The sequence below is a fragment of the Methylobacterium gnaphalii genome (genome assembly GCF_007992215.1).
Lineage (GTDB): Bacteria > Pseudomonadota > Alphaproteobacteria > Rhizobiales > Beijerinckiaceae > Methylobacterium > Methylobacterium gnaphalii.
In genome coordinates this window covers 184,877-206,930 of the sequence record NZ_BJZV01000004.1, presented here as the reverse complement: position 1 = coordinate 206,930, position 22,054 = coordinate 184,877, and the positions used below count along the sequence as shown (strand labels likewise).

The 22,054-nt window shown below is 65.6% G+C and carries 19 protein-coding genes and 1 pseudogene; 9 read left to right on the top strand and 11 right to left on the bottom strand.

The features are described 5' to 3' along the window. Positions 1 to 174 precede the first annotated feature (174 nt). A complete protein-coding gene (locus tag MGN01_RS05315) occupies positions 175 to 771 on the bottom strand; it encodes a superoxide dismutase (RefSeq protein ID WP_147045542.1) in 597 nt (198 codons plus the stop codon). 265 nt (positions 772 to 1,036) lie between these two features. On the opposite strand from MGN01_RS05315, the gene MGN01_RS05310 reads away from it, so the two are divergent. Next, complete coding sequence (locus tag MGN01_RS05310) at positions 1,037 to 1,957, top strand: hypothetical protein (protein ID WP_147045541.1); 921 nt, start codon at positions 1,037 to 1,039, stop codon at positions 1,955 to 1,957. Between the two features lie 22 nt (positions 1,958 to 1,979). Here MGN01_RS05310 and MGN01_RS05305 read toward each other — a convergent pair whose 3' ends face one another. From MGN01_RS05305 to MGN01_RS05295, 3 genes are all read right to left on the bottom strand, one after another. Further along, entirely contained in the window at positions 1,980 to 3,740 is a 1,761-nt protein-coding gene (locus MGN01_RS05305; protein ID WP_147045540.1) for a sensor histidine kinase, read from the bottom strand. 279 nt (positions 3,741 to 4,019) lie between these two features. Next, on the bottom strand, positions 4,020 to 5,498 hold the full coding sequence (locus MGN01_RS05300; protein WP_147045539.1) for a M48 family metalloprotease: 1,479 nt from the start codon (positions 5,496 to 5,498) through the stop codon (positions 4,020 to 4,022). Positions 5,499 to 5,505: 7 nt separating this feature from the next. Continuing rightward, complete coding sequence (locus MGN01_RS05295) at positions 5,506 to 6,315, bottom strand: DNA-binding protein (protein WP_373319145.1); 810 nt, start codon at positions 6,313 to 6,315, stop codon at positions 5,506 to 5,508. 642 nt (positions 6,316 to 6,957) lie between these two features. Here MGN01_RS05295 and MGN01_RS05290 point away from each other — a divergent pair. The 4 genes from MGN01_RS05290 (at position 6,958) to MGN01_RS05275 (ending at position 10,724) form a co-directional block, all read left to right on the top strand. Then, positions 6,958 to 7,368: a helix-turn-helix domain-containing protein gene (locus tag MGN01_RS05290; protein WP_147045537.1), complete on the top strand. Its 411-nt coding sequence runs from the start codon at positions 6,958 to 6,960 to the stop codon at positions 7,366 to 7,368. Positions 7,369 to 7,507: 139 nt separating this feature from the next. Beyond that, entirely contained in the window at positions 7,508 to 8,683 is a 1,176-nt protein-coding gene (gene metK / locus MGN01_RS05285) for a methionine adenosyltransferase (RefSeq protein ID WP_147045536.1), read from the top strand. Positions 8,684 to 9,038: 355 nt separating this feature from the next. After that, positions 9,039 to 9,743 carry a tRNA (guanine(46)-N(7))-methyltransferase TrmB gene (gene trmB / locus MGN01_RS05280; protein ID WP_147045648.1) on the top strand — a complete coding sequence of 235 codons (705 nt, stop codon included), beginning with the start codon at positions 9,039 to 9,041 and terminating at the stop codon, positions 9,741 to 9,743. Between the two features lie 516 nt (positions 9,744 to 10,259). Beyond that, positions 10,260 to 10,724, top strand: a complete 465-nt coding sequence (locus tag MGN01_RS05275) for a hypothetical protein (RefSeq protein ID WP_147045535.1) — start codon at positions 10,260 to 10,262, stop codon at positions 10,722 to 10,724. Positions 10,725 to 10,838: 114 nt separating this feature from the next. Here the strand turns inward: MGN01_RS05275 and MGN01_RS24665 are convergent, their stop codons facing one another. Together MGN01_RS24665 and MGN01_RS24660 are read right to left on the bottom strand one after the other, a co-directional pair. Next, positions 10,839 to 11,480: a DUF8371 domain-containing protein gene (locus MGN01_RS24665; RefSeq protein WP_488803221.1), complete on the bottom strand. Its 642-nt coding sequence runs from the start codon at positions 11,478 to 11,480 to the stop codon at positions 10,839 to 10,841. Positions 11,481 to 11,699: 219 nt separating this feature from the next. After that, positions 11,700 to 12,307 (bottom strand): annotated as a pseudogene (locus tag MGN01_RS24660) (DUF8370 family protein); the annotation flags it as partial. Between the two features lie 476 nt (positions 12,308 to 12,783). Here MGN01_RS24660 and MGN01_RS05265 point away from each other — a divergent pair. Next, a complete protein-coding gene (locus MGN01_RS05265) occupies positions 12,784 to 13,479 on the top strand; it encodes a L,D-transpeptidase (protein ID WP_147045534.1) in 696 nt (231 codons plus the stop codon). Positions 13,480 to 13,695: 216 nt separating this feature from the next. Beyond that, positions 13,696 to 14,610, top strand: a complete 915-nt coding sequence (locus MGN01_RS05260) for a manganese catalase family protein (protein ID WP_147045533.1) — start codon at positions 13,696 to 13,698, stop codon at positions 14,608 to 14,610. An 82-nt stretch (positions 14,611 to 14,692) separates the two neighbouring features. Here MGN01_RS05260 and MGN01_RS05255 read toward each other — a convergent pair whose 3' ends face one another. The 3 genes from MGN01_RS05255 to MGN01_RS05245 all read right to left on the bottom strand — a co-directional run bounded on the left by MGN01_RS05255 (position 14,693) and on the right by MGN01_RS05245 (position 18,803). After that, positions 14,693 to 16,459 (bottom strand): ABC transporter ATP-binding protein, encoded by a 1,767-nt coding sequence (locus MGN01_RS05255; protein ID WP_147045532.1) that lies wholly within the window; start codon positions 16,457 to 16,459, stop codon positions 14,693 to 14,695. Between the two features lie 296 nt (positions 16,460 to 16,755). After that, on the bottom strand, positions 16,756 to 18,090 hold the full coding sequence (locus MGN01_RS05250) for an MFS transporter (protein ID WP_147045531.1): 1,335 nt from the start codon (positions 18,088 to 18,090) through the stop codon (positions 16,756 to 16,758). Then, complete coding sequence (locus tag MGN01_RS05245; RefSeq protein ID WP_147045530.1) at positions 18,087 to 18,803, bottom strand: PRC-barrel domain-containing protein; 717 nt, start codon at positions 18,801 to 18,803, stop codon at positions 18,087 to 18,089. The genes MGN01_RS05250 and MGN01_RS05245 overlap by 4 nt, the downstream gene beginning before the upstream one ends. Before the next feature lie 391 nt (positions 18,804 to 19,194). Between MGN01_RS05245 and MGN01_RS05240 the strand changes: the two genes are divergently transcribed. Next, positions 19,195 to 19,590 (top strand): hypothetical protein, encoded by a 396-nt coding sequence (locus MGN01_RS05240; RefSeq protein WP_147045529.1) that lies wholly within the window; start codon positions 19,195 to 19,197, stop codon positions 19,588 to 19,590. Between the two features lie 82 nt (positions 19,591 to 19,672). On the opposite strand, the gene MGN01_RS05235 is transcribed toward MGN01_RS05240, so the two are convergent. Both MGN01_RS05235 and MGN01_RS05230 read right to left on the bottom strand, forming a co-directional pair. Continuing rightward, the gene (locus tag MGN01_RS05235) at positions 19,673 to 20,113 is read right to left on the bottom strand and encodes a PRC-barrel domain-containing protein (RefSeq protein ID WP_147045528.1); all 441 of its coding nucleotides are present in this window, start codon (positions 20,111 to 20,113) and stop codon (positions 19,673 to 19,675) included. 119 nt (positions 20,114 to 20,232) lie between these two features. Beyond that, positions 20,233 to 20,505: a hypothetical protein gene (locus MGN01_RS05230; protein ID WP_147045527.1), complete on the bottom strand. Its 273-nt coding sequence runs from the start codon at positions 20,503 to 20,505 to the stop codon at positions 20,233 to 20,235. A 1,180-nt stretch (positions 20,506 to 21,685) separates the two neighbouring features. On the opposite strand from MGN01_RS05230, the gene MGN01_RS05225 reads away from it, so the two are divergent. After that, positions 21,686 to 22,030 carry an SWIB/MDM2 domain-containing protein gene (locus tag MGN01_RS05225; protein ID WP_147045526.1) on the top strand — a complete coding sequence of 115 codons (345 nt, stop codon included), beginning with the start codon at positions 21,686 to 21,688 and terminating at the stop codon, positions 22,028 to 22,030. Positions 22,031 to 22,054: the final 24 nt, after the last annotated feature.

Below are 22,054 nucleotides of genomic sequence, written 5' to 3'. Positions count from 1 at the left end.
GGGAGGATGAGGGGTTGGGCGGACAGAGCCGGGCAGGCCGCAGGTCTAGGCTCGGCGCGGCGTCACATGCAAGCCGCCGATCAGGCGCTCGCCGGCCCGACAACGAAAGAAGCCGCCCCTCGGGAGAGGAGCGGCTTCGAAGGCAGCAACGCCGGAACAGCGCGCTAAGCCGGCTTACTTCGCCTCGCCGTACAGCTTCTCGACGTATTCCCAGTTGATCAGGTTCTCGACGAAAGCCTTGAGGTAGTCGGGGCGGCGGTTGCGGTAGTCGATGTAGTAGGAGTGCTCCCAGACATCGACGCCGAGGATCGGCTTGGCGCCATGGACCAGCGGGTTCTCGCCGTTCGGGGTCTTCATGATGGCGAGCTTACCGTCCTTCACGGCGACCCAGGCCCAGCCCGAGCCGAACTGGCCGATGCCGGCCTGGATGAAGTCCGCCTTGAACTTCTCGTAGCCGCCGAGATCCTCGTCGATCTTCTTGGCCAGCGCAGCCGGAGGCTGGCCGCCGCCGTTGGGCTTCAGCCAGTTCCAGAAATGGAGGTGGTTGAAGTGCTGCGCCGCGTTGTTGAAGAGCGGCTGGTTGGAGCCGTGCGAGGCCTTGACGATCTCCTCGAGGCTCTTGCCCTCGAGCTCGCTGCCCTCGAGCAGCTTGTTGGCCGTGTCGACATAGGTTTTGTGGTGCTTGTCGTGGTGAAACTCGAGGGTTTCCTTCGACATGTACGGGCCGAGCGCGTCGTAGGCGTAGGGAAGCTCTGGCAGGGTCAGGGTCATCTGGTCACTCCGTGTCGGTTGAGCCCCGGGGCGAAATCGGTCTTGGCGCATGAAACGATGCGTGCGGCCTCTCGGGACGACCGCGCTGTAGGTAAGTCATTCCGCCGCCTCGGCAACGCCGCAATGTCGCATGATCGTCCTGCGCCGACCGTGCGGCTGTGCGCAAGCCTGCTGCGGCCGGTCATACAATTTTGAAAATGCATCCCAGAGCCTTATCCTCGCCGCATCACCCGCAGCGGTCGCTGCGGCCGTATATGAGTATCCCATGATCATCGCGCTGTTCGCGCTCAGCCTCGTCATGATCGTCGGCGGCATCGCCGCCGTGGTGCAGGGCTTTCCCTACGTCCGGCTGGAGAGCGGGCAGGTCCTGGTGATTGGCGGGGCCACGGCGGCGTCCGCGGGTGCCGTACTGCTCGGCATCGCAGTGGCGCTCATGGAGCTGAGGCGGCTCTTCTCGACGCTCCGCCGGCACGACGGAGGCGAGGTCGCGTCCGAACCGGCCCTCCCGATGTCGGCTGCCCCGCTGCGCGCGCCCTCCATCGAGGAGACCTCGCCCCTGTCGGCCGGACCGGCCACTGCCACGGCGGGCGCAGCGGGCCTCGCCGGAGTGGCACTCGGATCCGCACGCGACCTAGCTGGCCACGACCATCATCCATCCCTCGATTCGGCCCCCAGCTACCACCTTGAGGCAGAGCCGCCCCTTCCGGACCTGCTCTCGCCCGCCGTGCCGAGCCAGGTATCGTCACCTGCCCCGGACGAGCCGATCTCGCCGGACGAGGACCTGTTCGCCTCCCCCGAAGACCGTCCTGGCCATGGTCCACGGGCTGCGGTCGACGCGATGATTGACGAGAAGTCAGCCGAGCCCACTCCCGAGCCCGACCCAGCTCAGGAGGAGCTCGCGCTGCGGCCAGCTCTCGAAGAACCGGCGCTCGCCGAGCCCGAGCCAGCTGCGACAGACGCCTCCTCGATCCCCGAAGAGCCAGCGGCAACGGAAACCGAGCCGCTCAAATCCGATGACTTGCAGGTCGTCGGCACCTACTCGTCCGGCGCCAACACCTACGTCATGTTCGCCAACGGGACGATCCAGGCCGACACGCCGCGTGGGCAGTTCACCTTCCAGTCGCTCGACGAACTGAAGGCCTTCGTGGATTCCGGTGGCGAGACAAGCGCCCGCGGCGCGGCCTGACACACGCGGGCGACAATGCGCGTCAGACCAATGGGTTGAGCGCCGCGTTCCGGCCCGGCAACGGCGCCTGCATGACCAGACGGAAGCCCTCCGAGGGATACTCGCTCTGCACCCGGGCCTGGACCTGCGTGGTCAATACCCGTTGCAGGAGCCGTGAGCCGAAACCCTGGCGTGACGGCGCTGTAACCGGCGGTCCATCGCTCTCCCGCCAGGCAAAGTGCAGGATGCCCGCCTCGCCGCCCGGCATGATCGACCAGCTCACGCTGATCCGGCCCTGGCGGGTCGAGAGTGCCCCGTACTTCGCGGCGTTAGTGGTGAGCTCGTGGATCGCCATGCCGATCGGCACGGCGATGTCCGAGGGCAGGTCGACCTCCGGCCCGTCAAGGGAGACGCGGGATCCGAGGCCCTCCGCCTCGTCGGTCCCAAGATACGGCATCAGCTCGTTCACCAGCAGACCGTGCAGGCTCGCCGTCTGCCAAGTGTCCTCGGTGAGCACCGAATGCGTATGCGAGAGCGATTTGATGCGGCCGACGAAGGCCTCGTAGAAACTGTCGATGCTCGTGGCAGTGCGTGCTGTGGAGCCGACGATCGCCTGCACGGTGGCAAGCGTATTCTTCACACGGTGGTGCAACTCGCGGATCAGCAGGCTCTGGCGCTCCTGCGCCTGACGGCGGTCGGTGACGTCCGCGACCACGCCAATCAGGCGCGTCGGCAATTGTCCCGGGGCATCGCGCTCGAAGCGACCCGCCATCTCGATGTTGCGCCAAGCGCCCGTTTCGAAATGCCGAATTCGGCCCGCCACGTGCAGAACGCCATCCTGGCGTAGCGCCTTGGTGATCTGCCGGCGCACCTTCACGCGATCCTCCGGGTGGAGGATGGTGTTGAGAAATTCGCCCTTGCCGATGCCACCCTCTTCCTGCCGGCGCCCGAAGATCTCGAACATGCGTTCGTTTTCCCAGATCGCCGCGTCGTCGAGTAGGTGCCACTCGAAGATGCCGAGCGCTGCGAGCGAGGTCGCGACGCGCAGGCGCTGTTCACGCTCACGCAGAGCCCGTTGCGCCTCGATGCGCTGCGTAACGTTGCGGACGATGCCGACCATGCCGCTGAGCGTCCCGTCGGCGCCATAGATTGGCTGGCCGCGCACACTGATGGCGATCTCCACGCCGTCGCTGCCGCGGACGAAGCGGCTCTCGAACTCCCAAGGCGCGCGCCGGGCCAGCGCCGCGGTCACAGCTTGGTGGATGCGCTGATAGTCTCCAGGGAAGAAGCCCGTCTGCATCGTAGCCCAGCGTGCGGAGCGGCCCGCCGGGTAACCGAGGATCTCGCCGGCGCGGCGCGAGAGCGAGACTTGGCCGTGCGCCGCCTCCCAGCGCCACTCGCCGAGGCCAGCGGCGATGACGGCGTCGCGGTTCTGCTCGGCACGGACGAGCTCGTCGGCATCGACTGGCTCGACCACAGCAACGAGATCGGGCTCGCCCTCGGCACGCGCCGCCGGGGTGATCGTCAGGCGCAGGTCGATGCCCTCGCCATCGGCCCTGCGCCAGCGCCGGATGCCGGCTGTGAGGACCGGCGTGCGATCGGTGAACAACTTGGTGACGGGCGCGCCAGCCAGGCTGCCTGGCGTATAGCCGAGCAGGTTGCATAGGAACGGGTTGGCATCGCGCACCGTCCGGCCGTCCGCGGCGATCAGTGCAAGGCCAACGGACGCCGCCGAGAAGACTGCTTCATGCAGGCCGGGAACGGACGGAGCCGCACGGTCGTCGTCCTCGCCTCTGTCTTCCAAGACGCAACCTCTTTCAGCGCGCTCCCAGACGGTCTAGCGGGCGGAATTCTTCGCTCGCCAGCCCTGTCCAGCAAGCCCGGCGCAGCATGGACGGGGGAACGGGCCGCGGCAAGGCTTGCCCGGGATTGGGCCTCAAATGGCATGGGAGCAGAAACGGCCGTGGTGCCCCGTTTCGGCAAATGTCGGCAAACAACGCATTGCCGTGATCCTGAACTGGCCTATGGCATCAGGAATGTCGATGCGAGAGTCGCTGAGACAGCCGAGATACTTGGAACGCTTCTACTCACCGATCAGCTTGTAGCCCTGACCCGGCCTCAGGATGGCGCCGCGATCAAGCCCATTGAGCACAAGGAACCGGTCGAGCGCGCGGTCGGTGACCACCATGCGGGACGCGAACTGCTCGACAGTGTCTCCCGACGACGCTGTGACGATGCGCAGGTGCAGAGGCTTCAGCGAGCGCGCCTCGTCCGGATCGACGCCCGACAGGCTGTCGACCCAGCGGCGGAAGGCGACATTGGGATCGGCCGAGCCCTTCGCGGCCATGATCATACGGAAGGTGCTCTCGCCGACGCGGATCGCGGCGAGACGGAAGGTCCAGTCCTTGCCCTTCGAGACCGCGAAGACCGCCGAGCGGCCATCGACGATCCGGTTCTCAATGGAGGCGCTATCGATACCGTCGTTCCAGGTCGCCTTGAGCACATCCTCGAGGCTGCGGCCGGTGCTGCTCTCAACCTGATCGAATAGGATGCGGCGGCTGCCGTCGCGGGTTGTGCCGAGCACCGCGTTGCGGGTGTTCTCGATGGCGATGCCATCAGGGATCTCGAAGGCGATGCCGAGGCTCGGATGCAGGAAGCGCGAGCCGCGCACCATGCCGTCACCGGGATTATCGCCGTAGGCGATACCGTCGATCGCAGCGAGGAAACGGGCGCGCTCGTCGACGCCGAGCCCTGGTGCACCGATGCGTCGTGCGGCCCGCGTGACGAGGTTGATGCGCTCAGTGGTGCCCGGATGGGTCGCAAGCATGTCCGGCTCGGAGCCCGAACCGGTGCCGCTCTTCAGCGCGATCGTGCGGTTGAGCGCGTTGAGGAAGCGAGCAGCGCCGAACGGATCGAAACCGGCACCGGCCAGTGTCTTCACGCCGGCCGCATCCGCCTCCAACTCCTGGTCGCGTGAGAAGCGCGCGAGGGTAACCTTCGACTGGCTCTCCATCTGTGCACCGGTGGCCGGGTCGTTCAGCACGTCGGCGACGACGCGGCTGACGAGTTGCGAGCGGAGCGCCATCTCGGTGCGCGCCGTAGCGTGGCGCAGGGTGACGTGGGCGATCTCGTGGGCGAGCACGGCCGCGACCTCGGAGGTGTCGGAGGCCAAAGCGACGAGGCCGCGGGTGACATAGAGCCGGCCACTGGGCAACGCGAAGGCATTGACCACGGGTGAATCGAGCAGGGTGACGGCGTAGGTCTCTTCAGGCCGATCGCTGGCGCGCACCAGGCGGTCAGTAACCTCGCTCAGGAGACGCAGGGTTGCCGGCGCACGATACTCGCCGCCGAAGGAGGCGACGAGCTTGGCGTGATCCGCCTCGTCGGCCATGCGACGTCCGGTGGTACGCGGCGCCTGGGCCGGCACCGAGATCGTAGCCGGTGCGAGGATCGTGCCGGTCTGCTCGCCGGCGCATCCCGCGAGCGTGGCGGCGAGTCCGCCGAGCGCGATCAGGCGCCGCGTGAATTCCGTTCGCGGTCTATGCTGCAGAGCCCCAACCATTAACCCGTCAGCGCGTCAGCGCCCGCTCCCCTTCCAGCACCTCGATCATGTCCGCGCTCACGATCTCGAGGATCGGCCCTCGCCGAACCTCCAGTCTGCCGCGAACTCGCGCGAGGCGCCCCCTCAGCGTGGCGGCAGTCAAACCACGCTCCCGCATGATCCGCCAAGTGCGTTTCGTCACCGTTACGGTCAAGCCATCCGCTGCGTGCCGCGCAAAGTCGAGATAGGTGCGCTCTGCCCGCTCACCGACGCCGACGATCCGGCCCTCTGCAATGATGAAGGTGCCTGCATGGGTTGCGAGCGCCGGGCCATCGCCCGCGGCGAGGACGGGCTCGCGCCAGATACCGCGCCGGTCACGGCGCGGTTCGGCCTCGAGCTTGATCAGGTCGGTCCGGCAGAAGACGTCGCTCTCGCCAGCATCCGCGTGGGCGAGGCCGACAGCAACGAGACCGGTGGCGAGATCTGCAGGCTCATCCGTTTCGAGGACGGGTTCGGCAACGGCATCGATCCGCGCGCGGCCCCAGCGATCGACCTCGCCGCGCTGGCTGATCGCGAGTCCCCTGCCCCAGAGCCCGGCGAGGTGGGCGGCAGCCTGCGTCGCTTCCGGCTCGGTTTCCGGCCAATGGATGCCGTCGAGGATCGTGCGCGCACCGGAGGTTAGGGCCAGTTCGCCGCGAGGGCTGACGCTGGCGAGACGCTCCTCTCGCAGGGCGGAGGCCTGACAGGATTCCGGCGCGATCCGCGGCGCGGCCGCCGTCGGAAGGACCGCGAACGCGAAAATCAGGCAGCCGGCGGCTGGAACGGACAATCTTGGCACGGACGGACTGGGATCGGCGGCGCGGGTTTGAGCGCGTGCACATCATTCCGGCCATCTGCGGCAGTTCTTCGGCGGTCGTTGATGCGTTTCCCGCAAAGATTGCTCGCGCAGACGGTAAATACAGGCACCGTGGCCTGCCGGCGACATCGTCTGCGAACCGCCTGTTGGCGCTGCCTCGCCGCAATGCTATGGCAGCGGCGGTTGTCTCCGTAGCTCAGCTGGACAGAGCACAGGTTTCCTAGAGAAAATTGGGCGTCGCGAGGGGAAACCGCGCGGCGGATCCGCTCAAAGTCGGGGAAAGCTCACAGCGCTCGCGAGGGCGCCTGCCGATCCCGAGCCAAGCCTGCGAGACCGCAGGAAGGTGTAGAGACTAGACGGGCGGCACCTAAAGGCTTCGTTCCGAGGCCCACGGTGAAGGGATAGTCCAGACCACGAACACCCGAAGCATACCTCTCGGGTGGCGGTGAAAACCGAAGTGGTATGAAACCTGGGGTCGCAGGTTCGAGCCCTGCCGGGGACGCCATCATCTGTTTTATTGTAAAATTAGTTCTAAATTTATCATCCGCTACTTTTCATAGCTTGATCACTACGAAAATCGTGCAGAATGATCCGGGCAACGGATGGCACTGCGCAGGACGCGACATGGCGGGGCAAAAGACGGACGCGCGGGATCTTTATCTGGGCCAGCGCATGGCGGAGGAGCGGAAGCGCTCAAACCTGACCCAGCGCAAGGTCGCCCAGAGCTTCGGAATGTCCGCTGCACAGCTTCAGAAATACGAAAAAGGCATCAATCGGATCAGCGCAGTCCATCTCGAAATTCTGAGTCGGATGACCGGGGTGCCCTTGTCGGAGTTTTTCAAGGAAATTCCTCACCTCGACGATGTCCCCGATCGCGGCTTCGCCGACGCCGACCAGCAACCGCTTTCGTCGGACGAGCCTTGGACGGGTCTCGCGGCTGTTGTCGTCAAGCATGTATCCGACAACTTCGACGAAGCGAGCAGACGCGACCTGACGAGAATGATCGATGCGCTCTCGCATCAGCTGAACCGCTGACCACTCTTCAGAACCGTTCGATATAACGGACGAGTTCGTTGTGTCGGGTTGACCGCGGGGGGGGTGGGGTGAGAGAAGGCGGCGTTTAAGGGTCAAGCGCCGCGATAGGTCTGGCGCGCCCGTCACGGGGGTGCCGTCCATGCCGCGCTCAGATTTTCTGTTCACCAGCGAATCCGTCTCCGAAGGCCACCCCGACAAGGTGAGCGACCGGATCTCGGACACCGTCGTCGACGCCTATCTCGCCGCGATGCCGGAGGCCCGCCTCGGCGTCGAGACGCTCACCACCACGAACCGCGTGGTGATCGCCGGCGAGGTCCGCGGCCCCGATTCCGTGACCTTCAAGGACCTGGAGGAGCTCTCCCGCGAGGCCGTGAAGGACATCGGCTACGAGCAGTCCGGCTTCCACTGGAAGAACAACGACGTCCAGATCTACCTGCACGCCCAGTCCGCCGACATCGCCCAGGGCGTGGATGCGGCCGGCAACAAGGACGAGGGCGCGGGCGACCAGGGCATCATGTTCGGCTACGCCTCGGACGAGACCCCCTCGCTGATGCCCGCCCCGATCTACTACGCCCACAAGATCCTCAAGGACCTCGCCGACGCGCGCAAGGCCCGGCAGGGCGACGCCGCCAAGCTCGGCCCCGACGCCAAGAGCCAGGTCACGGTGCGCTACGCCAATGGCCGCCCGGTCGAGGCCACGCAGATCGTGCTCTCCACCCAGCACCTCGACGAATCCCTCGACTCGGCCGACGTGCGCGCCATCGTCGAGCCCTATATCCGCGCGGCCCTGCCGCAGGACTGGATCACGGAAGGGACCGTCTGGCACGTGAACCCCACCGGCAAGTTCGTGATCGGCGGCCCCGACGGCGATGCCGGCCTCACCGGCCGCAAGATCATCGTCGACACCTATGGCGGCGCGGCGCCCCATGGCGGCGGCGCCTTCTCCGGCAAGGACCCGACCAAGGTCGACCGCTCGGCGGCCTATGCCGCCCGCTACCTCGCCAAGAACGTCGTCGCGGCCGGCCTCGCCTCGAAGGCGACGATCCAGCTCTCCTACGCGATCGGCGTGTCGAAGCCGCTCTCGATCTATGTCGACCTGCACGGCACCGGCAACGTCGACGAAGCCAAGCTCGAGGCCGTCCTCAACGACGCCATCGACCTCTCGCCCCGCGGCATCCGCACGGCACTCCAGCTCAACAAGCCGATCTACGCCCGCACCGCGGCCTACGGCCATTTCGGCCGCGAGCCCGACGCCGATGGCGGCTTCTCCTGGGAGAAGACGGACCTCGCCGACAAGTTGAAGTCCGCCTTCTAAGACCCCGCTCCCTCAGAGCGAGCAACGCCATCCAGGGCCGCACCCGCAAAAGCCGGGTGTCGGCCCTGGATCGTTTCGGCCCCACAACGACGCCGGGGCCTCACAACCGGCTCGGCTCCCACCGGCTCATCCCACCCACCCCCCTCATCCTGAGGTGCTGGCGCGCAGCGTCAGCCTCGAAGGAGGGCTCCAGAGGGCGCGCCGATCCCTGGAGGCCTCCTTCGAGGCTTCGCCCTGCTTCGCACCTCAGGATGAGGGGGTTGGGTGGGCCGAGGGGAAGCCACCCGAAAAACGCGCTTGTCCCATCCCCGGCCTTGCGCGACACGGGCCTCCCGTCCAGCGCGAGACCAGTCCCATTCAACCCGATCCGTCAGACCGCGCCTTCTTCGGCCGCCGCAAGGGCAAGCGCCTGCGCCCGGCCCAGGAGGACCGCCTCGCCTCCCTGCTGCCGGCCTTGCGCGTCACGCCACCCGAGGATGGCAGCCGGCTCGATCCGCCCGCGCTCTTCCCCAGCCCCGTCGACGAGGTCTGGGTCGAGATCGGCTTCGGCGGCGGCGAGCATCTGGCGGACAACGCGGAGAAGCATCCGCGCGTGGGCATCATCGGCTGCGAGCCCTTCGTGAACGGCGTGGTGAAGCTGCTGCGCGAGGTCGACGAGCGCGGCCTCACCAATGTGCGCATCCGCGACGAGGACGCCACCGCGCTGCTCGCGGCCCTGCCCGATGCGAGCCTCGCGCGCGTCTACCTGCTCTATCCCGATCCCTGGCCGAAGCGCCGCCAGCGCAAGCGCCGCTTCGTCTCGGATGCCTCGCTCGCGGAGATCGCCCGCGTGCTGCGGCCCGGCGGGCTGTTTCGCTTCGCCTCCGACATCGACGACTATGCCGGCTGGACCCTGGTGCGCGCCGCCCGCTGCCCCGCCTTGCGCTGGACGGCTGAGCGCGCCGACGACTGGCGGCAACCCTTCCCCGGCTGGCCCGGCACCCGCTACGAGGCCAAGGCCATCGCGGCCGGAAGGCGCCCGAGCTACCTCACCTTCATCCGCGAGCCGGACCCGGCCTGATCCTGCCGCGCGTGCTCGCCCCGGGCAGCATGCGCGCTCACCCGAGGGCCCCGGCGTGGCAGGATCGACGCTGTCTCGCGCCAACGCGCGGGCGCCCGCGCAGATAGCCCGGAACAGCATCGCCCCCGCGCCCGATGACGGAAGCGCGCCGATAAACCGAACGCGGCCAGGGCCGAAACCTGCGAAAGGGCCGAATCTGGGACGCCCGTCCCACCTGTCCCACGCCCGCCCGCACTCCGGCGCCGGGTCTCGCACCGTTCGCCCAAACAAACGTAGCCGCGCCGATCGCCGGCCACCCACCCACCAATCCCTGCCGCCCGATTCCACTCATCCCCCCTCATCCTGAGGTGCGAAGCGAAGCGGAGCCTCGAAGGATCCCTCCAGAAGCCAGCGAGATCCCTGGAGCCCTCCTTCGACGCTCCGCACCTCAGGATGAGGTTCTGGGTGGAATGTGCCCGACCCAAAAACCTTGACACCCAACCCATACTATGACATATTTCCTATACGTGGGGAAGTGTGCTCAGACTCTCGGCGACGCTCCCAGCGGAGCCCCGGCCCGCGCGGGCGCGGGGCCAGCCGCATGATCCGGCGGCGCTCGCCGAGGTGCGGCGGCTGATCGAGACGAGCGCCCTCTCCTACCGGGCCATCGCGCGGATCACCGGCGTGCCGCGCGCGACCATCTCGCGCCACGTGCTGGAGGGCGGCTGGATCAGGCCGCAGGGCGGCCAAGCTGCCGACGACCTGCCGCCGCTCAGCGCGGAGGCCGAGCGCCGGGCGCGGCGCGGTCTCCTGGCGGAGCGGGTCCTGCGCGCGGCCGAGGACTTGGTCCGCCGGGTCGAGCTGGACCCAGCCGCAACCCCCGCCGCCTTCGCCCGCGCCGTTCGGGTGCTCGCGCTGGCGCAGCGGCTCGACCGGCCTGGGATGCCGCGCTCGCGGGTGTCGCGGGCGCGAAGGGCGAAAATGGGGAGCGCGATAAGCTAACTTAGTTGACGCGCCACCCGCATGTATTGTCATGACACGTTTTTATAACACTACTTAGTCTTTTGCGAAATTAATCATCTATTTAAGAATTCATCGCATATTATAAAACATTTTTTAAGCTTTAGATCCTGATGGTTTATTGTCGTTGCGACCATCTATAAGCACAATATCTTTGTGCCCAAGTATACCAACATCGCTCAGAATTGCGTCTGTCTTTATTTTTTCCGCTGCGGTAAAATAAATAGTGACTTTGATCCCTCGGCGCGCTGCGCTTGCCGCCATATAAATTGGAAGCTGCTTCTCAAGGTTTTGTCGCAGTTTAGTATTCTTTGCTAGTTTCATCTCGATGAGAGTTTTATCGAGAGCCCCGCGACTAATCTTGAAATCAACCGGTCCTCTCCCATCGTTAACTTCTGCGCTGGCGTCAGACGGCGTGCCAAACCAAATAAATTTGCATAGGATCTGTAGATCGCTTTCCCGAGTGATTGCTTCCTTGCCACGCCAAAATATTCGATGGCCACCTTTGGCTTCAATTACATTTTTGAAAAAAGCCAATCTTTGGTGAGTCTCTTCGTAGGTCGAGTTTGTTAAGGAGTAGAATTCTGTCTCATTAGCTAGTTGAGACTGAATCTGCTTTACCTGATGCTGAAATATGAATTTTGTTAGGGCGACTTTCTCAGCGCTAATATCTGTAGCCTTATTACCATTGTCCTCTTTGTATCGGATGTACCAGTCAAGCAATTCTGGAAAATTCATGTAAGTTTTGATAACTGCTTCTGCGCGCTCTTCTTGGCTAGCGTGTCTATCCTCGTGTTTCGCTAAAACACTGTCGAAATACGCAAATACTTGACCTCTAAGCTCCGCGTCAGGAATAGCAACTGGTATTTCCTCAAACTGTTTCACCATATCGCCGCGATTTATCCAGTTCTCATCCCTTGTGAGTATATCTTTTGGTGTCAGGAGAACGTAATCACCATCAATGTACGGCAATTCGTATCTCTTACGAGTCCATGCCTTTAGACTGTAATCAAACTCTGTTTTTCCAAGCCACACAATACGTCGCCACTGAGGCGCGATGTATTCTAATGCAAACTTTTGCGTATAGTTGCAAATGTAGTCGAGTATTAGATTTAGAGTGAAATCACTGATATTATCACGTCCGACACCATCACTGATAAGGCAGACTTTCTCAATATGACTGCTTCGGGAGATGCGCTCGGCGCCAAAATCGGAAAAAACGCTTTGAAGATTGTCTCTAAGAGCGAAAGCGAATTTCTCACCCAGACCCGACCCCTTGTTGCCGGCAAGAGAGAAGCCCAGCCAATTCTGCTTCACCTCAGGAAAAAAGAACCAAGCTTTAATGCGATCTTTGTTGACACGCCCCGCCGAAACCTCATCTCGAAAAAGATTATATATCGCAAAATGCTTGTATGAAGCCGCTTATATTCTTCTTTGTCGCTATTGAATAGCAAAAATGGGTCAATGAATAAGGGAAGATCGTTAATCAATGAGACGTTAAACGCACCATATTCATCGACTTGGTCATCGGTAAATCCAAAAAACTCATTGAAGAATGTAGCCATGCTAAATCGGCAAACCGTAGATTAGAAAATTTATCGCCTAATGCTGCCAGATGGCAGCATGCATAGATACAATCGCGAATGTTCGGCTCAATGGATGTCAACAACGATTTCGCGTTTAGCGGTTCAAATTCGGAAAATGGCTCACACCAACCTCGGACTGTGTCGTGTTCCTTTTTAATTCTTGCCACCGCAGGGAGAAATCTGGCGATCCTCCAGCATGACGATCTGGTCGAAATCCTTCAGTGTCGAAAGCCGGAGCGCGCTGGCGACCTCCGTGCGGTACGTCGGACGCAGCCTCGCCGACAATGGATAGCCCGAACTCCCTGCCCTCCTGCCTCACGGATGCCGCACAGTCGTTGCCATACGGCGAAGGCCGAGCTTGCACGGCGCGCTGTCCATCGGCCATTTTAGCTTGGCCGTACACGCGCGGGAACGCGGGCTGACGCGCCGGGCGCCGGAGAGGGGATCCCAGGGTCATGATGTGGGACGATGGGACAGGTGATGCGGCCGCCCGGCCGGGGCGCCGGGCCGGGCTGGTGAGCCGGCGGGCGTTTCTCGGCGGCTCGGCCGCCGGTCTCGGGGCGCTCGGGCTCGCCGGCTGCGCGGGGAACGATGCCCTGCTCCTCGCCCAGGCGCGGGAGACCTACGGGCCGATGCCGAACGAGAAATTTCCGATCCCGGCCGTCGATATCAGCAAGGTCGATCCGAAATACTATCGCCGGGTCGTGCAGTACGAGTCGAAGGAAGCGCCGGGCACGATCATCGTCGATCCGGGCAAGTTCTACGTCTACCGGGTCGAGGGCGACGGGACGGCCACGCGCTACGGCGCCAATGTCGGCCGCGACGGGTTCCTGTGGCACGGGGATGCCTATGTCGGCCGCAAGTCCGAATGGGCGACCTGGACGCCGCCGAAGGAGATGATCAAGCGCCAGCCCGAGGCCGCCAAATATGCGCGCGGCATGCCGGGCGGGCTCGACAATCCGCTCGGCGCGCGCACGCTGCATCTCTACCAGAACGGCGCCTATACGCTCTACACGATCTACGCGAGCAGCGAGCCGGACACGATCGGCAGCGGCATCACCAGCGGCTGCGTCGGCCTGCTGAGCCAGGACATGATCCACCTCTATGCCCGCACGCCGGTGAAGACGAAGGTGGTGGTGCTGCCGGCCTGAAGGCTCCGGGCCGCCCGCGCGCCGGGCGATTGCGTCGCGATCCCTGGGGGTTGGGAACCCGGAGCGGCGGAGCGTCGTTTCACGGACCACGCGGGATGACGATGCGCCGGCGCCCTCCGGCGGCGCGGGCCCGTGGGTCTTCTTCCTGACCCTGCGGGAACATCACGGCGTCCCGGCGGCTAGCCCCTTGCGCAGATCGCGCGAGGAGCACCCGCCATGTTCATGAGAATCGATCGCCTGCAGGCAGAACTGCCGCAGCCGAAGCGACCCGACCCGAATGCCGCCGCCGCGCTGCAGGAGCTGCTCGGCGGCAAGTACGGCGAGATGTCGACGCTCGGGAATTACATGTTCCAGAGCTTCAACTTCCGCGACAAGTCGAAGTTGCGCCCGTTCTACAGCCTGGTCTCGAGCATCTTCGCGGAAGAGCTCGGCCACGTGGAGCTGGTCTCGACCGGCGTCGCGATGCTCAACAATGGGCCCGGTGACGACACCCCGGACGTCGACGTGTCGAAGGCGCCCTTCGAGGAGATGAAGGACGTGCGGCTCGCCGGCTCGTTCCTCAGCAACGGCGGCGGCGCGATGCCGATGAACAGCAATGCCGCCTCCTGGAACATGGACATGGTGACCACGACCGGGAACCTGATCATCGACCTGCTGCACAACTTCCACCTGGAATGCGGCGCCAGGCTCCACAAGCTGCGGGTCTACGAGACGCTGTCGGACCCGACCGGCCGCGAGGTCTGCGGCTATCTCCTCGTGCGCGGCTCGGTGCACGCGCATTCCTACGCGCTGGCGCTGAAGAAGATCACCGGCGTCGAGATCGAGAAGATGCTGCCGACGCCGAACATCGTCCTCGACAAGATCCCCGAATGTCAGAAGTACCTGCAGGAGGGCTCGCACCGCCGGCTCTACCGGTTCAGCCCGGACGACTACAAGGAGGCAGCGGGCGTCTGGTCGAACGACGAGGTCGCTCTGCCGGGCGACCCGCCGGGCAACCTCGAGATCGTCGACGGCATGCCGGAGGGCGGCAAGATCCCTGAGCTCGACGGCAATTACGGCGCCTTCGCACCGAACTATGCGCCGGAGGAGATCTTCGAGATCGCGAGCAAGCTCTACAAGAAGAGCCGCTGAGGCGATTGCTCGCTCACCACCATAGAAAAAGGGCGCCCGGCCGTTGGACCGGGCGCCCTTTTTTCCAAGCCGTGCCGGGGTCTCAGGCCGCGGCCAGCGACACCGACATCGATTCCTTCTTGAGCAACTCCCGGTAGAAGCCCTCCTTGTGGGTGAGCATCTCGGGCGAGCCGTCCTGGCTGATGCGGCCATCCTCCAGCACGACGATCCGGTCGAAATCCTTCAGCGTCGAGAGCCGGTGCGCGATGGCGATCACCGTGCGGCCCTTCATCAGGTTGGCGAGCGCCGCGCGGATCGCCGATTCCGACTCGGAATCCAGCGCCGAGGTGGCCTCGTCGAGGAGCAGGATCGGCGAGTCCTTCAGGATCGCGCGGGCGATGGCGATGCGCTGGCGCTGGCCGCCCGACAGCTTCACGCCGCGGTCGCCGACGATGGTGTCGTAGCCCTCGGGCAGGGCCTCGATGAAGTCGGTGCAATGCGCCGCCTCGGCAGCCTTGCGCACATCCTCGTCGCTCGCATCCGGCCGGCCGTAGCGGATGTTCTCCAGGAGCGAGCGGTGGAACATCGAGACGTCCTGCGGGACCACGGTGATCGCCTCGCGCAGGGATTCCTGTGTCACCAGGGTGATGTCCTGGCCGTTGATCTCGATCTTGCCGCCCTGCACCTCGTAGAAGCGCTGGATCAGCGAGAACAGGGTCGACTTGCCGCCGCCCGACTTGCCGACGAGGCCGACGCTCTGCCCGGCCGGGATGTTCAGGTTGAAATCCGAGAAGACCGTGCGGCCGTCCGGATACTGGAAGGCGACGTGGTCGAAATTCATCTCGACGCCGCCCTTGCCCTCCAGCGGCACCGCCTCGGGATGGTCGACGAGATCGTGCGGCTGCAGCAGCGTGTGCAGGGCCTCGGAGAGGCGCGCGGTGTGCTGGGTCGCGTCCACCAGCGCCACGGCGAGGTCGCGCGTGGCAGCGAGGATGCGGATGCCGAGCGTGGTGACGAGCACAACCTGGCCGTTGGTGGCATTGCCCGCCTCCCACATCTCGATGACCCAGTAGAGCAGGCCGAGGATCGAGACGACGGTGAGGAAGGCGTGCGTGATGCGCAGCTTCTCGAGGTAGAGCAGCGAGGAGCGGCGCGAGCGCATCTCGGTGCCGATGGTGCCCTCGAAGCGGGTCTGTTCGCGGCGGAAGGCCGAGAAGGCGCGCACGAGGTTCATGTTGCCGACGAGGTCGACCATCTCGCCGTCGACGCTCGCCGCCTTCGCGGCGAAGTCGTGGTGCAGCGGCTTGCCGGCCGAGGCCATCTTGAACATCAGCACGACGACGGCGCCGAAGATGCCGGCGAGCACGAGCGCCATCGTGAGGTTCACGGTGCCGATATAGACGATCGACAGGAAGGCCGCGATGCAGGGCGGCAGCACGTTGAACGTCGCCATGTTCTCGACCGTGAAGATCGCGTTCGAGGTGGCGGTGATGCGCGAGGCGAGCGTCCCGGGCTGACGGTCGGAGAAGAACGAGGGCGAGTGTCCGGTCAGGTGCCGGAACAGGTCGCGGCGGATGTCGCCGGTCACGCCGACGAAGGTGAAGGCGCCGATGAGCGCGGCCACGCGCCAGAGCAGGTTGTCGGCGGCGATGAACGCGATCAGAACGGCGAGCGCGGTCCAGACTTGGCCGCTGCTCGGACCCTTGCTCAGCGAGTCGACGACGCCCTTCAGCGCCCAGTCGGTCGAGACCGAGAAGCTGACGGCTCCGAGAACCGAGATGAGGATCACGAGGTGGGGCAGCAGGCGCCGCTTCAGGTACCGGCCAACGAAGGCGAACGGCCGGTCCGCGTACGGTGTGAGTTCTTCCATCGCGATCGCAAATCCCGATTCGATCGATAAACGTCGTCGCTGAAGGGGAACCACCGCAAACGCAGGGGTGCCCGTAACGCAACGCGATGCGTCGCCCTATGTTTCGGCGGGCCGCCGTTTTTGCGGTTATAGCCGCCGAACCTGAACCCGAGTTGAGCGGGCGGCATGATCCGACGCAAGTCGCGCGCCGCTCGAAGCCAGGCCTGGCAGCCAGTTCGACAAACCATCGCCGCCTGTCCGGTTCCGCTTCGCGGCCCGGAAATGACGGCGCCGGTCGAAACCCGGCCGCGGGTCGATCAGGGCTGCTGCGCTGGCTCGGGCCGCCGCGTCTCGGGCATGACGAGCGCCACCAGCGCCGTTCCCAGCGCGCCAACGATGGCGAGACCGAGGAAGGCGCTCTGGCTGCCGAGATGGTCGGCCATGTAGCCGCCGAACGAGGTCGAGAGCGCCGCGCCGAGTCCCATCGCCGTGCCGACGGCGCCGAGAGCGAGGTTGAAGCGGCCGGTCCTGCGGGTCACGTCGGAGACGATCAGCGGCACCATCACCCCGAGCACCGAGGCCGAGACGCCGTCGAAGATCTGGATCGCGACCAGCCAGTAGGGGTTGTCCACGTAGGCGAAGAGCAGGCCGCGGATCGGCAGAGCGGCGAAGCCGATCAGCAGGAGCGGCTTGCGGCCCCAGACCTGGGCGAGGCGGCCCGCGAGCGGGGCGGTGAGCGCGAGCACGGCCTGCGGGACCATGATGCAGGCGGCCACCAGCGCGGTCGCGGTCTCGCTGGCCCGCATGGTCAGCACGCTGCCGACCAGCGGCATCATCGCGGCGTTGGCGAGGAAGAACAGCACCATGCAGGCGGCGAAGCACAGCAGCGCCCGGTTGGTGAGCAGCGCCTTCACCGATCCCTCGGACTCGGCGGCGCCGGCCTCCGGCTGCGAGACCTCGCGGATGGAGCGAGCCGGGATGAAGGACAGCGCGAACAGGGCCGGGACCACCAGGGCGCCGGCGAAGTAGAACACCGCGTCATTGGTCAGGTAGTAACCGATCGCCCCCATCGAGGCCGCGCCCAGCGCGTTGCCGATGGCGGAGAAACTTGCATTGCGCCCGAGACGCGCGCCGGCCTTGGCGTGCCCGACCATGCCGATGCCGATGGCGGCGATGGCCGGCGTCAGCACGCAGCTCGCCGCCGAGTGGATCGCCATGGCGAGCAGTACGACGAGATAGCTCGGAAAAGCCGCGAGCATCACCGCGCTCGCCCCGACCCAGAAGGCCGAGAAGCCGGCGGCGAAACGCTTGGAGCGCGAGGCATCGACGAAGGCACCGCCGGGCACCTGGCCGAGCAGGCTGACCAGGCCGCCTACCGTCAGGGCGAGCCCGATATCCGACTGGGTCCACTTCTGCTGCGTGAAATAGACAGCGAGGAAGGGGCCGAAGCCGGTCTGCAGGTTCGCGATGAAGAAGGTGAAGGCATCGAGCCCCCGGCCGCTGCGCTTCGATGCCTCCGGCGTCTCGGGCATCGGGCCACCAGTCACCGCGTCGCGGCGCAGGGCCGGCCGGCCCGCGCGTCCGCGGGGCTCGGGCCGGGCGCCATCACGCGCTCCGACGGCGCGCCTCTCCAAGGGGCGGTTCGCGATCATTTATCCGGAGTCTTCTCCGGTTTATCCACCGGCTTGTCGGAGGCAGCGGCCTTGTCCTGCGCGGCAGGCGCAGGAGCCGGTGCCGCAGCGGGCGCAGATCCTGGCACAGCAGCAGGCGCGGCGGCGGCCTCGCCTTCCGCCGCCGGCGTGTTTTGGCCGGTGGCGCCGAGCACCACGATGGGCTCGCCGGTCTTGTATTCGGGCGAGACGCGGACCTGGTTACGGTTCAAGGCCAGCGTGATGCGGCCGGTCTTGCCCTCGCTGGTGAATTTCAGCACCCGCCAGTCCACGGCGATCTTGCGCGAGCCGACGCCGAGGAAGCCGCCGAAATCGATGATCGCCGCACGGGGACGGCCCTCGCGGTCGGTGATCACGTCGATGATCCGGCCGAGATCGTCGCCGTTCTGGGCGCGCACGCTCTTGCCCAGGAGCCCCTCGTAGTCTGCCGTGTCGAGCACCAGGGCGGGCGTCCCGTGGCTCGGCGCATTGGCCGCGGGAGCGGGTGGCTGGGCCGGGGGCTGTCCGGGCGTCGCGACGGGCGCGGAACCGGTAGGCTGGGGGACGGGCGGAGGCACGGGGGTGGGCGTGGCTGCCGGTGCGCTCGGGGGTGCCTCGGGCTGTCCCGCCGAACCGGCTTCGCCGGCATGAGCAGCCGTCGCCAGCGAACCAAAGGCGACCGTCAATGATGCGATCGTCCGGATCAGTCTCAGCACCCGTCTACCTCACGGTTAGCCCCACCCGTCGCGGATCTGACAGACGACGAAGGTTCGGCCGGCTTCGTTAACGATCGGTTAAACCAGTCGCGTGGCGCCGGCCACTGGCGACACCCGTATCGCGGCCGACCTTGGCGAAGATATGGATCTCGAAGAGCCGGATGATGGCAGCGCGGCCGCGGCGCGAAGGGGGGCCCGGCTCGGTGGCGCAACCGTGCAACGCTCGCGGGAAACCTCGGCGCAGGGCCCCGAAATCGTGCGGACAACATCCGAACCGCTTTACATCGGCTGATGCGATGTCTGTTTTTCGCCCAATCCTGGCCGTAGAGGTGCCCGGAACACGGCCTAGCCCACCGGATGCAGTCGCGGCTTGTTCGAGGATCTTGAGCCTATGTCCCTTCCGTCGAGACTCTGCGCCGTGGCGCTCCTCGCCGTCTCGCTCGGTGGCTGCAACAGCGGCCTCGGGAACATCATCGGCGGCACGGGCGGCGTCATGCCGGAGACCGAGGTCGGACCGCCGCCCTCCCTGCGCGACAGCATCAAGGGCGCTCCGCAGCGCACCTCCGTCGCCGTCGACGACGACGGCAATCCCATCTCCACGGCGCCGGGCCGTCCGCTGTCGCTGCCCAAGAACGCGAAGGGTGACACGCGCACGGCCGATGCCGGCCCCCGCCGCATCCGCCGCGACGAGATCGAGGGCGCCGATACCGGCGGCCGCGGCGGCAGCAACGGCATGACCCCGTCCCTGACGCCCAGCGGCGGCATCGGCATGGGCGGCAAGTTCTAGGGCCAAGCCGGCCTCCGACGGTCTTCCGAGGCCGTCATCCGCACGGCGCGCCAAGGCCTGGACGGGCGGCGCGCGGAGGGCATCACGCCGCGGGCGCTTTCCTGCCGCCATAGTGACCCTTCAGACGCTCGCCGTAACCGGGCTCGGAGAACGGGTCTTCGCCCGGCCCGTGGGTCGGCGCGCCCTCCAGGGTCTCGCGGTCGAGGTCGACCACGTAGCCTCCGAGCTCCACCGAGTAGGTGAGCGCGTTCCAGGGCAGCGGGTGATAGGTCTCGCCGATCCCGAGGAAGCCGCCGAAGGACAGCACCGCGTAGGCGACCTGTCCCGACACCTTGTCGACCATGAAATTATAGACCGAGCCGAGCCGTTCGCCGCTGCCGTTGAAGACCGGCGTGCCCTCGACCTTGTTCGAGGCGATCAGCCGCCCCGTCTCGTCAACCGCGACGCCTTCGCCGGAGGACGGATCGAGCTCCAGGCTGCCCGGTGGCCTCAGGGCACGCTCCTTGGGCAGATCGGTCGGCATCGGCTGTCTCCCTGCAAGCGGTCACAGGCCTGCCAAAGCGCGGGAGCCGCGGGAGGTTCCCGGATGGGAGAAGACCGGATGTGAGGGTGCAGCCGTCGGCGCAGGACGGGACAGCCGGCTTACCCGCCCTCCTGCACCCTGTGCTCAGGGGAGGCTTCCTCCCGGCGTAACGCGGCCCTCAGAGGCGGGAAGCTCGCCAGATACCGCGCACGCTCCCACAGATCGACGCCATGCTTGTTGACGATCATGGCCGCGAGCAGCTTGGCCTCGTCGTCATCGCCGGCCTCGATGTGCTCGACGCCGCAGATGCCGCCCGACGCTGTGAGCCGATAGGCGCGATAGGCTCGTTCGCCGGGCTCTGGTTCCTCGATCGGAGCAATTGCGAAGGCCATGAGGCTCCTGAACCTCGCGAGTGTGGCAACCACACGGGGGCTTCTGCAATCGGGCGTCAGCGGCGCGAACAGGAGAGGCACCCGGCGGCGATCACGCCAGACTTCCATGGGTTGCCAAAGCCTACACTTACATAAGGCAGGTTTTCCCGCGTCTCTCGAGTATCTTCTGCGACGTGTGCAGCAGCGCAGCGAGTTTATATCGGAACGTCGAAGTGGAACACAGGAACGCGCAGACGTTTGTATTCGCAAGTCAGCACGGAGTTTCCGGTGCCCTATACAGTCAGCGCCTTCGACAGGGGCACTCTCGTGACCGCGGTGCGCGGACGCCCGGCATCAGCCATCGTTCTTGCAAGACAATGGGCAGACGAGGGACGCATCGATGTGCGGATTGGAAGGGCAGGTCGGTCGTTCGACCTGGCAAGCTTTCTCGCCCGCTTCGTCCTGACCCGCAGCGGTCGACGGGGGCGCCGCCGGATCCAGGCTTGATCATCGGGCGCATGCGGCTGGCGACGGCTTCCCAGCCAACCGGAGACCGCACGATCGCGTCGCCGATGTCGAGATGAAACCGAGGCAAACCTGCTCCGATCTGGATCGGCAGAAGCATCCGGAGCTGCCTCTCGCCGGACATACGCTCCAGAATCGGCGGCTCGCAGCATTCGCAACTATTCATGAGAGAGTGAGCGGTTTCTACGGTGGGGCGGATGCGGAGTGCCCGCCTCGAGACTCCGGCCGGACAATGCGACCCATCGCCCCTGCCTGAGTGAGAAGCCCCCTGGGATCCCCGGCTGTGCCGGGCCGCCGACGACCGGTCTGCGACGGCACGGCCGAGGCCCCTTTACGATCGGCGACGCCGCTCGAATACATCCCGTGACGCCCGTCGCCTGTGCGCAGAAGCGGTCAGATCGCCCCAAACAGAGAGAAATCCGGTCGATACACGCAGAAGTCGACCATTTCGACTTGACCTGATCCCGAAGGACGGAGAACAGCTTTGGTTCGGTGCGTGCAGGACTTCCCTGTGGGCGCGGAATGATCCGGGAAGCGGGTTACGCCTGTGGATGGCATGGGCGGCGGAGACATTCCGCTCTTGGAACGGCGGCGCCACCGTCTAGTTGTTGCTGCTACGTGCCCGTGGGGCGGGCCGGCAAGCTATCTGCGCTCAAGCGCCGAACGGAGGAAATCCATGGCTAAGAATACCACCACGACCAAGGCTGCCGCGCCAAAGGCCGCGGCCGCGAAGGCCGCCCCGGCCAAGAGCGCGACCGCCAAGAGCGCCTCCGCCAAGCCGAACGCCCTGCAGCAGCCCCTCAAGCCGTCGCCCGAGCTCGCCGCCATCGTCGGCGACAAGCCGCTCGCCCGCGGCGAGGTGGTCAGCAAGGTCTGGGAGCACATCAAGAAGAACAACCTCCAGAACCCGGCCAACAAGCGCGAGATCGTCGCCGACGACAAGCTCAAGAAGGTCTTCGGCAAGGACAAGTGCTCGATGTTCGAGATGAACAAGCACCTCGCCGCCCACCTCAAGGCCTGAGCCGGGCTAGCTAACCCTCCCCCG